Raw genomic sequence first — 13,405 nt, forward strand, 5'->3', positions numbered from 1 at the left:
CCCTTTATCCCCTGCTGACTGCCAGCCGGCAGCACAGTACCAAGCCGCCGTTGTCACCCGCGCGCGCCCATAGGCTGCCACCAAAGCCTTCGATCAGGCTGCGGCTCATGCTCAAACCCAGGCCCAGGCCGTCGGCCTTGCTGGTGGTGAACGGCGTGAAGATTTCATCCAGCCGCTCGGGCGATACACCCGGGCCCTGGTCGGCCACCTCGACCCGCACACCATCGCCGTCCCGCGCGGCGCCGAGCAGGATACGTGACGGCTGGTCGCCGTGCAGCTCGCGGTTGGCATCGATGGCATTGCGCAACAGGTTGAGCAGCACCTGCTCCAGCAACACCCGGTCGGCATACACCGAAGGCAGCTGCGCACTCACGCGCAGTTCCACCAGCACATGGTCGCGCGCGGCTTCCCACGCGCACAGCCGCATGGCCTCGCCGGCCACCTCGGCCACGTCCAGCGCCTGCAGGCGCCGTGGCCCTTTGCGCAGGAAGGCGCGCAGGCGGCGGATCACTTCGGCGGCGTGGGTGGCCTGCTCGCTGATACGCAGCAGGCCCTGCCCTACCCGCTCGCGGGCCTGGGGGTCACGCTCCAGGCCCTGCAGATACCGCTGACTGGCGTTGGCATAGTTGACCACCGCCGCCAGTGGCTGGTTGATCTCGTGGGCGATCCCCGAAGCCAGCTCGCCGAGGGTGGCCAACCGTGCACTGTGCGCCAGGCTTTCCTGGGCTTCGATGCGCAAGGTGATGTCGCGGGACACGCTGACCACCTCCACCACCGCACCGGTGTAGGTTTCGCGGATGGCGCGGCTGGCGATTTCGAACCAGCGATAGCCGCCAGAAGCCTGGCGCACCCGGCAGGTCATGGTGTGATAGCCATCCTGGTCCAGGGCAGCAGCCGCCTGACGTAGCACCTGGCGACGCTCACGCGGGTGCAGCAAGGTATGCACGGCCATGCCACGCAATTGCTCGGGCCACAGGCCAAGCAGGCGAAACGCTGCCGGCGAGGCATCGAGGAAGCGGCCATCCGGACTATGCCGGGAGATCAGGTCGGTGGTGTTTTCAATGATCAGCCGGTACAGGCGCCGGGCACGGCTGGCTTCGCGTGCGCCACGGCGCTCTTCGCTGGCGTCGCGACAGCGCCCGAGCACCTGCTGGCCCTGGTCATCCGGAATGAAAGACCACAGCACGGTGCGCTCCCCCACTTGCACCTCGACGTCGGCAATCGCCCGATGCTGGCGCAGGCACGCACGCACCAGGGCGGCACAGTTGGCCGGCAGCCAGCTGGCCAGCGCCGGGCCTTCGTCAACCCACGCTTGCAGCGCCGGGTTGAGCGCCAGCGGCCTGGCGTCGGCCGCCAGCAAAAGGCTGGGTTGTGGGTCCTTGGCAAGCAAGGGGTAAGCAGTCTGGTCCACGGTAGGCGGCTCGTTGTTATAGTAGTTTTACTATATTGCTATAGTCGATATTCCTACTACCATAGCGACTCGCGTAAAACTGCGACAGAGGGAGCGGCCCACCGTCCGCCCCCCTGCACCCTGAACAGAGCTAACAATCAGCCATCGGGGGTCAAGCGCACAAGCAGCGCCTGCCTCCCCTACAGGATTACCGCATGTCGATCTATGCCCAGGGCCTGATGCCCGCTGCCGTCAACCATGTCGCCCTCACCCCGCTGAGTTTCATCGAACGCACCGCTGCCGTGTACGGCAACTACCCGGCGGTAATCCATGGCGCCATCCGCCGCAACTGGCAAGAAACCTACCAACGCTGCAGGCGCCTGGCCAGCGCCCTTGCAGGCCGTGGTATCGGTCGAGGCGACACGGTGGCGGTGATGCTGCCCAACACCCCGGCGATGCTCGAAGCGCACTTTGGCGTGCCCATGACCGGCGCCGTGCTCAACACCCTGAACGTGCGCCTGGACGCCGAGGCCATCGCCTTCATGCTGCAGCACGGCGAAGCCAAGGTGCTGATTACCGACCGCGAGTTCCATGCTGTGATCGAAGCCGCCCTGGCGTTGCTCGAACACCCACCCTTGGTGGTGGATGTGGATGACCCGGAGTACGGTGAAGGCCGTGCGGTCAGCGCGCTGGACTATGAAGCCCTGCTCGCCGAAGGCGACCCGGAATTTGCCTGGGAATGGCCGGATGATGAATGGCAGGCCATTTCGCTCAATTACACCTCCGGCACCACCGGCAACCCCAAGGGCGTGGTCTACCACCACCGCGGCGCCTACCTGAACGCCATTGGCAACCAGATGACCTGGGCCATGGGCCACCGCCCGGTGTACCTGTGGACCTTGCCCATGTTCCACTGCAACGGCTGGTGCTACCCCTGGACCATTACCGCCCTGGCCGGCACCCATGTGTTCCTGCGCCGGGTCGACCCACAGAAGATCCTGAACCTGATCCGCGAACACCGGGTCACCCACCTCTGCGGCGCCCCGATCGTGCTCAACGCCCTGGTCAACATGCCCGATGCAGCCAAAGCCGCCATCGAGCACCCGGTACAAGCCATGGTCGCCGGCGCCGCGCCCCCGGCCAAGGTCATTGGCGCCGTGGAAGAGATGGGCATCCACGTCACCCACACCTACGGCCTGACCGAAGTCTACGGCCCGGTGACCGTGTGTGCCTGGCATGACGAATGGGACGAGCTTTCGCTGGAAGCGCGTGCCCGGATCAAGTCGCGTCAGGGCGTACGCTACCCGACCCTGGACGGGCTGATGGTGGCCGACCCGCAGACACTCCAGCCGGTGGCACGCGATGGCAACACGCTGGGCGAGATCTTCATGCGCGGCAACACCGTGATGAAGGGCTACCTGAAAAACCCCGAAGCCACCGCCGAAGCGTTCCGTGGCGGCTGGTTCCACACCGGTGACCTGGCCGTGTGGCATGCCGACGGCTATGTCGAGATCAAGGACCGGCTCAAGGACATCATCATTTCCGGTGGCGAGAACATCTCCACCATTGAAGTCGAGGACGCCCTGTACAAACACCCGGCAGTGCTTGAAGCCGCCGTGGTGGCGCGCCCGGATGAAAAGTGGGGGGAAACCCCGTGCGCGTTCATTGCCCTGAAGCCAGGCCGGGAAGACACCCGCGAAGCCGACATCACCAGCTGGTGCCGCGAGCACCTGGCCGGGTTCAAGGTGCCGAAGACCGTGGTGTTTGGTGAGCTGCCGAAAACCTCCACCGGCAAGATCCAGAAGTACGTCCTGCGCGACCGGGCCAAAACCCTCTGAACCCGTAACGGCCCCGGCGTTTCCCTGTAGGAGCAGCCTTGTGCTGCGAAGAGGCCCTTACCGGCGAAGACTACCTTCAGCCATGCCGGCCCTTTCGCAGCACAAGGCTGCTCCTACACAGGTACGGCGCAACCTTGACAGATATCCTCTTCACTTCAAGAGCCCCTGATGACTACTTACTCCGCCCCCCTGCGCGACATGCGCTTCGTCCTGCATGACGTGTTCAACGCTCCGGCCCTGTGGGCCCGCCTGCCCGCCCTGGCCGAGCGCATCGATGCCGACACCGCCGACGCCATCCTGGAAGAAGCAGCCAAAGTCACTGGCCAGCTGATCGCCCCGCTCAGCCGTAACGGCGACGAGCAAGGTGTGCGCTTCGACGCCGGCCAGGTCACCACACCAGACGGTTTTCGCCAAGCCTGGCAGACCTACCGCGAAGGCGGCTGGGTCGGCCTGGGCGGCAACCCGGCATTTGGCGGCATGGGCATGCCGAAAATGCTCGGGGTGCTGTTCGAAGAAATGCTCTACGCCGCCGACTGCAGCTTCAGCCTGTATTCGGCGTTGAGCGCCGGCAGCTGCCTGGCAATCGATGCCCACGCCAGCGAAACGCTCAAGGCAACTTACTTGCCACCTCTGTATGAGGGCCGCTGGGCCGGCACCATGTGCCTGACCGAGCCCCATGCCGGTACCGACCTGGGGCTGATCCGCAGCCGCGCCGAACCCCAGGCCGACGGTAGCTATCGCATCAGCGGCAGCAAGATTTTCATCACCGGCGGCGAACAGGACCTGACCGAGAACATCATCCACCTGGTGCTGGCCAAGCTGCCGGATTCGCCCGCCGGCGCCAAAGGCATCTCGCTGTTCCTTGTACCGAAATACCGGGTCGAGGCCGATGGCCGACTGGGCGCGCGCAACGCCGCCTACTGTGGTTCGATCGAGCACAAGATGGGCATCAAGGCTTCGGCCACCTGCGTGATGAACTTCGACGATGCCGAGGGTTACCTGGTGGGCGAGTCGAACAAGGGCCTGGCGGCCATGTTCACCATGATGAACTACGAGCGCCTGTCCATCGGCATCCAGGGCATCGGTTGTGCCGAAGCGTCCTACCAGAGCGCCGCCCGGTACGCCAACGAGCGCCTGCAAAGCCGCGCCGCCACTGGCCCGCAGGCACACGACAAGGCTGCCGACCCGATCATCCACCACGGTGATGTACGGCGCATGCTGCTGACCATGCGCACCCTCACCGAAGGTGGCCGGGCGTTTGCCGCCTACGTCGGCCAGCAACTGGACCTGGCGCGTTACGCCGAAGACGCCGGTGAACGTGAGCATGCCCAGCGCCTGGTGGCACTGTTGACGCCAGTGGCCAAGGCCTTCTTCACCGACAACGGCCTGGAAACCTGCGTGCTCGGCCAGCAGGTATACGGTGGCCATGGCTACATTCGCGAATGGGGGCAGGAGCAGCGGGTGCGCGATGTACGCATCGCGCAGATCTATGAAGGTACCAACGGTATCCAGGCGCTCGACCTGCTGGGGCGCAAGGTGCTGGGCGACGGTGGCCAGGCACTGGCCAGCTTTGCCGCCGAAGTACGTGCTTTCAGTGTTGATGCACCGCTGCACCGCGAGGCGTTGCAGGCGAGCCTGGCGCGGCTGGAGGCTACCAGCGCCTGGCTGCGGGCACGGGCAGGCGAGGATGCCAACCTGGTCAGTGCGGTGGCGGTGGAGTACCTGCAGCTGTTCGGGCTGACGGCGTATGCCTACATGTGGGCGCGGATGGCGGCGGCGGCCTTGGCCAGGCATGAGGAGGATGACGCGTTTCATGGGGCCAAGCTTGCGTGTGCGGCGTTCTTCTTCCAGCGGGTGTTGCCGCGGGGGTTGGGGCTGGAGGCCAGTATCAGGGCAGGCAGTGACAGCCTTTATGGGCTGGAGGCGGCGCAGTTCTAAACAGCGTATCGAGCGCACGCTTTTTGTAGGAGCAGCCTTGCGCTGCGAAGAGGCCGCGGCAGGATTGCCGCATCTGTACAGCAAACACTGGCCTCTTCGGAGCACAAGGCTGCTGCTACAAAAGCAATTTCGGCCATCGCCATGCTTTACGCGAAGGGTTCTCAGACGCTGAAAAACCGTTGCAAATCCGACGAAAAACCGTCACAACTGATAGTCATTCGCCATTACGTCGGTTCTCGGGAGCCCTCTAGCAAGGGTAGAATACGCAAAATCCGGAGCCGCAATGAACCACGACCGCCTCAACCCCAGCCCTGACGATGCCATCACCGACGCCGCCGCGCATTGGTGCATGCGCCTGCACGCCGAAGATTGCACGGCGTCCGAGCGCGAGGCGTTTGCCCGCTGGCTGGCGGCGGACCCGCAGCATGCCGAGGAATACCAGGCGATGCTGGAGATCTGGCAAACCGCCGACCTGTTGCCACGCAACGCCACCGTCGTCGACTTCAACCCACCCACTCGGCAACCTGCACGCCCACGCAACTGGCGCCCGCTGGCATCTGCCGCCGCACTCGCCCTGGCCGTGCTGCCGCTGGCCGGCTGGGTGGGCTGGGAACAAGGCTGGCTGCCCAACCACTATCAGCACTTCGAAGCCGGCGACCGCATGCAGACCGTGGCGTTGAGCGACGGCAGCACGGTACAGCTCAACCTCCACACCGAGCTGACCTACCTCAACTACAAGGACCAGCGCCAGGTCACGCTCAAGCGTGGCGAGGCGTTCTTCAAGGTGCAGCACGACAGCAGCCACCCGTTCATCGTGCATGCCGGCAGCGGGCAGACCCGCGTCACTGGCACCCAGTTCAACGTGTGGAAGTACCAGGACCAGGTCAAGGTCACCCTGGTGGAAGGATCGGTACTGGTGTCCAGCGACGGCACCACCGGTGGGTACCGTTTGGGCCCGGGGATGCAGGCCAGTTATCACAAGGGCGACTTCGAGCCACAGCTGGAACAGAGCGACGACTACGGCAACAGCCTGGCCTGGCGCAGCGGCAAGCTGGTGCTCGACAACCTGAGCCTGGAGCAGGCGCTGCCGGTGATCAACCGCTACCTCGACGCGCCGCTGCAACTGGCCGATGCCAGCACCGGCCGCATCCGCATCAGTGGTATCTACAACACCCGTGAGGTCGCGCGCCTGGTCAACAACCTGCCCAAGGTGCTGCCGATCTACCTCACCCGCAGCAAGGACGGCAGCACCGTGCTCAACCGCATCTCGCCGCCGCCCGACAAGGGCTGACCCCCTCGCCCCCTACAGCGTCATCGCCGCCACCCACCCAAACGCCAGCAATGGCAGGTTGTAGTGGATGAAGGTCGGTACCACGGTGTCCCAGATATGGTGGTGCTGGCCATCCACGTTCAGGCCCGAGGTCGGGCCCAGGGTCGAGTCCGAGGCCGGCGAGCCTGCGTCACCCAGGGCACCGGCAGTACCGACGATGCACACGGTGGCCAGCGGGTCGAAGCCCAGCTGCACGCACAGTGGCACAAAGATCGCGGCCAGGATCGGCACGGTGGAGAACGATGAGCCGATGCCCATGGTCACCAGCAGGCCCACCAGCAGCATCAGCAAGGCACCGATGCCCTTGCTGTGGTCGATCCACTGGGCCGAGGTTTCCACCAGGCTTTTCACCTCACCGGTGGCCTTCATCACGTCGGCAAAGCCCGAGGCGGCAATCATGATGAAGCCGATCATGGCCATCATCTTCATGCCTTCTGTGAACAGGTCGTCGGTGTCCTTCCACTTGACGATGCCTGACAGCGAGAAAATCAGGAAACCGACCATGGCACCGATGATCATCGAGTCCAGCAACAACTGGACGATGAACGCTGTGGCAATGGCCAGCCCCGCCACCAGCAGCGTCAGCGGGTTGTACTGCACGCTCACCTGCTCCACCTGCTCGATGCGCGCCAGGTCGTAGTCACGCTTCTTGCGGTAGCTGATGAACACTGCCAGCAGCAGGCCCGCCAACATGCCCGCAGCCGGGATGGCCATGGCGTGGGTGACGTTGACACCGCTCACGTCGACACCAGCACGGGCGACGTTGGCCAGCAGGATTTCGTTGAGGAAGATGTTGCCGAAGCCCACCGGCAGGAACATGTACGGGGTGATCAGGCCGAAGGTGATCACGCAGGCGATCAGCCGGCGGTCGATGCGCAGGCGGGTCAGTACATACAGCAACGGCGGGACCAGCAGCGGAATAAAGGCAATGTGGATGGGCAGGATGTTCTGCGACGACACCGCCACCACAAGCATCAGGCCGATCATCAGCCATTTGACCTTGCCGCCATTGGCGTGGCCCTGGCGATCGATCATGGCCAGTGCACGGTCGGCCAAGGCATGGGCCAGGCCAGACTTGGCGATGGCCACGGCAAAAGCCCCCAGCAGTGCGTAGGACAGGGCAACCGTGGCGCCACCACCCAGGCCGCCGTTGAACGCCTTGAGCGTGCCCTCGATGCCCAGGCCGCCCACCAGCCCACCGACCAGTGCACCGATGATCAGGGCGATGACCACGTGCACGCGGGACAGGCTGAGTATCAGCATGATGCCGACCGCGGCGATCACTGCATTCATGGTTGGCTTACCTCATTACGACAGAAAAAAGCGCGCACTCTGAAGCAGTGGGCAGCAGATGTCAAAAGCGCCATGTTGCGGCGCATTTCTCAGTGATCAGAATTTAAATTGAATGTTTGAATAAAGAAAAATTTGAAGGGGCCGATAAGGTGGTGGGCTGAGGGTGCCTGGCTGGAGATTTATGCCGCTCGTGAGACCGAGCGCCGCCCGCGCGGCGCATCGCCGGCAAGCCAGCTCCCACATTTGTTTCGGGCCAGTAACTACTGTGCCATTGCGCGCGACCGCCTTGTTTGCCCGGCACAATATCGAGGTGGGCGCCAAAGGGGCGCGCGCCTTCACCTCAGGACTCATTGGCCCGAAACAAATGTGGGAGCTGGCTTGCCGGCGATGCGCCGCGCGGGCGGCGCTCGATTTCACAGGCGACAGCAATCTCCAGTCATGCACCTGTCAGCCCAACCCAGCCCCAAAGCCATAACCCTTACTGTTCAAAAAAGGGATCCGCCCCCATGCCTTTGCGCCAACTTTCCATCCAGTGGAAGATCACCCTGCTCGCCGGCCTCTGCCTGGCCGGCATCGTCACCTTGCTCGTCGGCCTGTCGTTGTACCGCATGGACCACAGCTCGGACCTGGTCAAGGCCAGCAGCATGCAGATGCTGACCGAGGCGGCGCAATCGCGCATCGAGTCACAGGGTGAAGTGCAAGCGCTGAACATCCGTCGCCAGTTCATGGACGCCTACCAGTACGGCGCCGGCTTCGCCCGCCAGGTGCTGTTCCTGCGCGAACAGGCAGAAAAGCGCTACCTCGACGCCTTTGACCTGCGTGAAGACATGACGCGCCAGGTGCGCACCGCCCTGCAGGCCAACCCCGACCTGCTCGGCCTGTCGCTGGTGTTCGAGCCCAACGCGCTGGACACCAAGGACAGCCTGTTCGCCGGCAAGGCGGAGCTGGGCAGCAACGAAACCGGGCGCTTTGCCCTGTACTGGTCGCAGCCGCGCGCCGGCCAGCTGACCGCCATGGCGCTGCCCGAACACGACATGGCCAACACCGAGATCGGCCCCAGCGGCCAGCCGGCCAACACCTGGTGGGTGTGCCCGCGTACAACCGGCAAGGTGTGCGTGGTTGAGCCCTACTTCTATGACATCGATGGCCAGCAGGTGCTGATGACCAGCATCGTCTTCCCGCTGGCAGTCAACGGCAAGATCATTGCCACCCTGTCCATCGACATCAACCTCAACAGCCTGCAAGCCCTGAGCCAAGAGGCCAGCCGCGGCCTGTACGAAGGCCGCACCACGGTTGGTATCCTCAGCCCGGTCGGCCTGCTGGCCGGCTACAGTGCCGATGCCAGCAAGCTGGCCCAGCGCTTCGACCAGGTGGACCCGGCCAACGGCGCCGAACTGGTACGCAAGCTGGCCGATGGCAAGATGACCATCCTGCACGACCAGCAGCGCCTGAAGGTGCTGGCCGCGTTCCGGCCGATCCCCGACGCGCAACCCTGGGGCGTGCTGCTGGATGTGCCGGAAAATGCCCTGACCGGGCCTGCCGAAAAACTCAAGCAGGAACTGGACGCGCTGAACACCAGCGGTACCCTGCTGGAGCTGGGCCTGGGCCTGGCGGCAGCCATTGCCGGCCTGCTGATGGTATGGCTGATGGCCCGCGGCGTTACCCGGCCGATCCTCGGCGTGGCCGCCATGCTCAAGGACATTGCCAGCGGCGAAGGCGACCTGACCCGCCGCCTGACCTATCAGAAGCAGGACGAGCTGGGTGAACTGGCCGGCTGGTTCAACCGCTTCCTCGACAAGTTGCAGCCGACCATTGCCGAGGTCAAACGCTCGGTGCAGGCCGCCCGAGGCACTGCCGACCAGTCCTCGGCCATCGCTACGCAAACCAGCGCCGGCATGGAGCAGCAATACCGCCAGGTCGACCAGGTGGCCACGGCCTCGCACGAAATGAGCGCTACGGCCCAGGACGTGGCGCGCAGTGCTTCCCAGGCGGCCCAGGCCGCCCGTGATGCCGACCAGGCCACCCGCGAAGGCCTGGCAGTCATCGACCGTACCACCCAAAGCATCGACGCCCTGGCCGCCGACATGAGCAACGCCATGGCCGAAGTCGAAGGCCTGGCGCAGAACAGCGAGAAGATCGGTTCGGTGCTGGAAGTGATCCGCTCGATTGCAGAGCAGACCAACCTGCTGGCGCTCAACGCGGCCATCGAGGCAGCCCGTGCGGGTGAAGCCGGCCGTGGCTTTGCCGTGGTTGCCGATGAAGTGCGCAACCTGGCCCGACGCACCCAGGAGTCGGTGGAAGAAACCCGCCAGGTGATCGAGGCCCTGCAGGACGGCACCCGCGAAGTGGTCGGCGCCATGGACAACAGCCACCGCCAGGCCCAGGGCGGTGTCGAACAGGTTGGCCAGGCCGTGACTGCGCTGCAGCGTATCGGCCAGGCGGTGACGGTGATCACCGACATGAACCTGCAGATTGCCTCGGCCGCCGAAGAGCAAAGCGCTGTAGCCGAAGAGATCAACAGCAACGTGGCAACCATCCGCGATGTCACCGAATCGCTGTCGGGCCAGGCCAACGAGTCGGCGCGTGTCAGCCAGTCCCTGAACAGCCTGGCCAACCAGCAGCAGGCGCTGATGGACCAGTTCCGCGTCTGAGGTAAACGGGGCCGCCCCGCGCGGCCCTGACCCCCGCCAATACCTCGTCGTCTACACTTGCCCCCACCCCCAAGGTGCGGCAAACGACGAGGTCTGGATGAACAAATTTGCAACGCTGCTGACCGGCCTGCTGCTGGCCGTAGGCCTGGCCAACACCAACAACGCTGTATCGGCAGAGCAACGCCCACCGATCCATTTCGGTGCCATCGGCTGGGAAAGCGGTGCCCTCACCACCGAAATCCTGCGCCTGATCGTGGAGCGCGGCTATGGCTACACCACCGATACCCTCCCCGGCAGCACCGTCAGCATGGAAGTGGCCCTGGCCCGCAACGACCTCCAGGTGATCGCCGAAGAGTGGGCCGGGCGCAGCCCTGCGTGGGTCAAGGCCGAGCAGGCCGGCCAGGTATTTGCACTGGGCGACACGGTCAAGCATGCCGAAGAAGGCTGGTGGGTACCTGCGTACGTGATCGAAGGCGACGCAGCTCGCAAGCTGAAGCCGCTGGCGCCCGAGCTGCGCAGCGTCGACGACCTGAAGCGCTACCCGCAGGTGTTTCGTGACCCCGAGTCACCCGACAAGGGCCGTTTTCTGAACAGCCCCAGCGGCTGGACATCGGAGACGGTCAACAGCCAGAAACTCAAGGCGTATGGCCTGAATGACCTGTACACCAACTTTCGCAGCGGCTCCGGTGCGGCGATGGATGCCGAAATCGGCTCGGCCATCCGCCGTGGCCAGCCGGTGCTGTTCTACTACTGGAACCCGACCCCGTTGATGGGGCGGTACAAGCTCATCCGCCTGGAAGAGCCACCGTTCGATGCACAGGCCTGGGCCACCCTGACGGATGCCAGCAACCCCAACCCCAAGGGCAGCCGCTCACTACCGGCCAAGCTGTCGATCGGTGTATCCAAGGCCTTCCGTGAAGGCTACCCGGACCTGGTGGCGGTGTTCGAGCGGGTTGACCTGCCGATCGATCGGCTCAACAAGGCACTGGCCAACATGAGCGAAAAACGCACGCCGCCGCGTGAAGCCGCCCTCTCCTTCCTGCGTGAAAACCGCGAGGTGTGGAAAGCCTGGCTGCCTGCGGACGTTGCCGGCAAAGTCGAGGGTAGCCTGTGAGCAATGGCTTTCCCCAAGCCCTGCAATTTTCTTTCGCCGACAGCGTAAACAGGCTGGTCGACTGGCTGGTACTGAACTACGGCGACCATCTGCGCACCGTCTCTGACCAGTTGCTGCAACTGCTGGTCGGCCTGGAGAACCTGCTGCGTCTGCTGCCCTGGTGGCTGCTGTTGCTGCTGGTTGGCCTGCTTGCCTGGCACGCCAGCCGCAGCCTGCTTCGCAGCGCAGTGCTGGTGGCGCTGCTGGCCCTGATCGGCATGCTCGGGTTGTGGGACAAGCTGCTGCAAACCTTGGCCCTGGTGCTGGTCAGTACCGGCCTGTGCGTGGTAGTGGGCGTGCCGCTGGGCATACTGCTCGCATCCCGGCCACTGGCAAGACGGCTGCTGTTACCGGTACTGGATGTGATGCAGACGCTGCCCGCCTTCGTTTACCTGATCCCGGTGCTGATGCTGTTTGGCCTGGGCAAGGTACCCGCCGTGTTCGCCACGCTGATCTATGCTCTGCCGCCGCTGGTGCGGTTGACCGAACTGGGCCTGAGCCAGATCGACCCTTCGCTGCTGCAGGCCGCACACGGCCTGGGGGCAACCCGCTGGCAGCGGCTGCGGCGCATTGCCTTGCCGCTGGCGCTGCCAAGCATCATGGCCGGGCTCAACCAGTCGGTGATGATGGCCTTGTCGATGGTGGTAGTAGCATCGATGATCGGTGCCCGCGGGCTGGGTGAGGATGTGCTGGCAGGCATCCAGACCTTGAACGTCGGCCAAGGTGTGGAAGCCGGCCTGGCGATCGTCGCCCTGGCCATGGTGATCGACCGGATCAGCCAGGCGTATGGGCGTGTTGAGCGTTGAACAGTGTTGCCTGAACCGGCCCTTTCGCAGCACAAGGCTGCTCCTACAGCATGCACAATACCTGTAGGAGCAGCCTTGTGCTGCGAAAGGGCCTGGCCTGAAAATACTGCTCTGTCAGCCTGCCACCGGATCTGATCCGCATGTCTCTCAAAGCCTTGCGCACCCTGGTAACCATCGCCCGCCACGGCACCTTCGCCCGCGCCGCCGACTTGCTCAGCCTCACCCCTTCGGCGGTAAGCCTGCACATCAAGACCCTTGAGGACGAGCTGCAGGCACCCCTGTTCGACCGCAGCCGCAGGCAGGTGGTGCTGACCGAAGCAGGCCAGTTGGCGGTGGCCCGCGCCGAGAGCATTCTGGCTGCCTACGACGAACTGGCCGACGCAGTGGCCAGCGGCCCGAGCCTGCGCGGCCGCCTGCGCCTGGGGGCGATCCATACCGTACTGGCGCGGCGTTTGCCCAAGGCGCTGGTGTGGATCAAGGCCAACCACCCACAGTTGCACATCAGCGTGGCCTCGGGCATGTCGGCGGAGCTGGCACGCCGCGTGGAGGACGGTGAGCTGGACGCGGCAATCACCACTGAGCCGGTCAGCCCGTACCCACAAAGCCTGGATTTCACGCCGCTGTTCGAGGACCGCTTCTGGGCCATCGCCAGCCCCGAACTGGCCGGGCACAGCGTACCGGAGCTGCTCGCCAGTCAACCGTTCCTGCGCTTCGACAAGCGTGCCTGGGCCGGGCGGCAGATCGAGCAGGAACTGCGCCGCCAGCATTTGCAAGTGAGCGAGCAGATGGAACTGGACAGCCAGGAAGCATTGGCAAGCATGGCCGTCATGGGCCTGGGTGTGGCGATCATCCCGATGGCAGACGACGACCTGAAACGCCTGCCACCAGCCACCTGCCTGCCGTTTGGCGAACCACAACTGACCCGGCGGGTGGTGTTGCTTGAGCATGAGAAAAGCCAGCGGCGGCATTTGAGTGCGGTGCTGAAGACTGCGCTTGAGGCGTAGTT

General features: G+C 64.6%; 9 protein-coding genes and 1 pseudogene. 8 read left to right on the forward strand and 2 right to left on the reverse strand.

The window, feature by feature from the left end; translation table 11 throughout:
* Positions 1–4: 4 nt before the first annotated feature.
* Positions 5–1,411, reverse strand: coding sequence for a sensor histidine kinase (locus ABOC32_RS19385; RefSeq protein WP_426808447.1), 1,407 nt, complete (start codon positions 1,409–1,411; stop codon positions 5–7).
* Between the two features lie 194 nt (positions 1,412–1,605).
* On the opposite strand from ABOC32_RS19385, the gene ABOC32_RS19390 reads away from it, so the two are divergent.
* From ABOC32_RS19390 to ABOC32_RS19400, 3 genes are all read left to right on the forward strand, one after another.
* Complete coding sequence (locus tag ABOC32_RS19390; protein ID WP_426808448.1) at positions 1,606–3,228, forward strand: acyl-CoA synthetase; 1,623 nt, start codon at positions 1,606–1,608, stop codon at positions 3,226–3,228.
* A 168-nt stretch (positions 3,229–3,396) separates the two neighbouring features.
* Positions 3,397–5,166: an acyl-CoA dehydrogenase C-terminal domain-containing protein gene (locus ABOC32_RS19395; RefSeq protein ID WP_426808449.1), complete on the forward strand. Its 1,770-nt coding sequence runs from the start codon at positions 3,397–3,399 to the stop codon at positions 5,164–5,166.
* A gap of 283 nt (positions 5,167–5,449) precedes the next feature.
* The gene (locus ABOC32_RS19400; RefSeq protein ID WP_426808450.1) at positions 5,450–6,457 is read left to right on the forward strand and encodes a FecR family protein; all 1,008 of its coding nucleotides are present in this window, start codon (positions 5,450–5,452) and stop codon (positions 6,455–6,457) included.
* A gap of 12 nt (positions 6,458–6,469) precedes the next feature.
* Here the strand turns inward: ABOC32_RS19400 and ABOC32_RS19405 are convergent, their stop codons facing one another.
* Positions 6,470–7,789 (reverse strand): Na+/H+ antiporter family protein, encoded by a 1,320-nt coding sequence (locus tag ABOC32_RS19405; RefSeq protein ID WP_426808451.1) that lies wholly within the window; start codon positions 7,787–7,789, stop codon positions 6,470–6,472.
* 827 nt (positions 7,790–8,616) lie between these two features.
* Here ABOC32_RS19405 and ABOC32_RS19410 point away from each other — a divergent pair.
* The 5 genes and pseudogenes from ABOC32_RS19410 to ABOC32_RS19430 all read left to right on the forward strand — a co-directional run.
* Positions 8,617–9,582: pseudogene (locus ABOC32_RS19410) on the forward strand (HAMP domain-containing protein); the annotation flags it as partial.
* Positions 9,583–9,684: 102 nt separating this feature from the next.
* Positions 9,685–10,440 carry a methyl-accepting chemotaxis protein gene (locus ABOC32_RS19415; RefSeq protein WP_370453613.1) on the forward strand — a complete coding sequence of 252 codons (756 nt, stop codon included), beginning with the start codon at positions 9,685–9,687 and terminating at the stop codon, positions 10,438–10,440.
* Between the two features lie 97 nt (positions 10,441–10,537).
* On the forward strand, positions 10,538–11,554 hold the full coding sequence (locus tag ABOC32_RS19420) for an ABC transporter substrate-binding protein (protein ID WP_426808452.1): 1,017 nt from the start codon (positions 10,538–10,540) through the stop codon (positions 11,552–11,554).
* On the forward strand, positions 11,551–12,399 hold the full coding sequence (locus ABOC32_RS19425) for an ABC transporter permease (RefSeq protein ID WP_426808453.1): 849 nt from the start codon (positions 11,551–11,553) through the stop codon (positions 12,397–12,399). Before ABOC32_RS19420 ends, ABOC32_RS19425 begins: the two co-directional genes overlap by 4 nt.
* Positions 12,400–12,539: 140 nt before the next feature.
* A complete protein-coding gene (locus ABOC32_RS19430; RefSeq protein ID WP_234227908.1) occupies positions 12,540–13,403 on the forward strand; it encodes a LysR family transcriptional regulator in 864 nt (287 codons plus the stop codon).
* Positions 13,404–13,405: the final 2 nt, after the last annotated feature.

The organism is Pseudomonas sp. WOUb67 (assembly GCF_050058005.1).
GTDB lineage: Bacteria > Pseudomonadota > Gammaproteobacteria > Pseudomonadales > Pseudomonadaceae > Aquipseudomonas > Aquipseudomonas putida_R.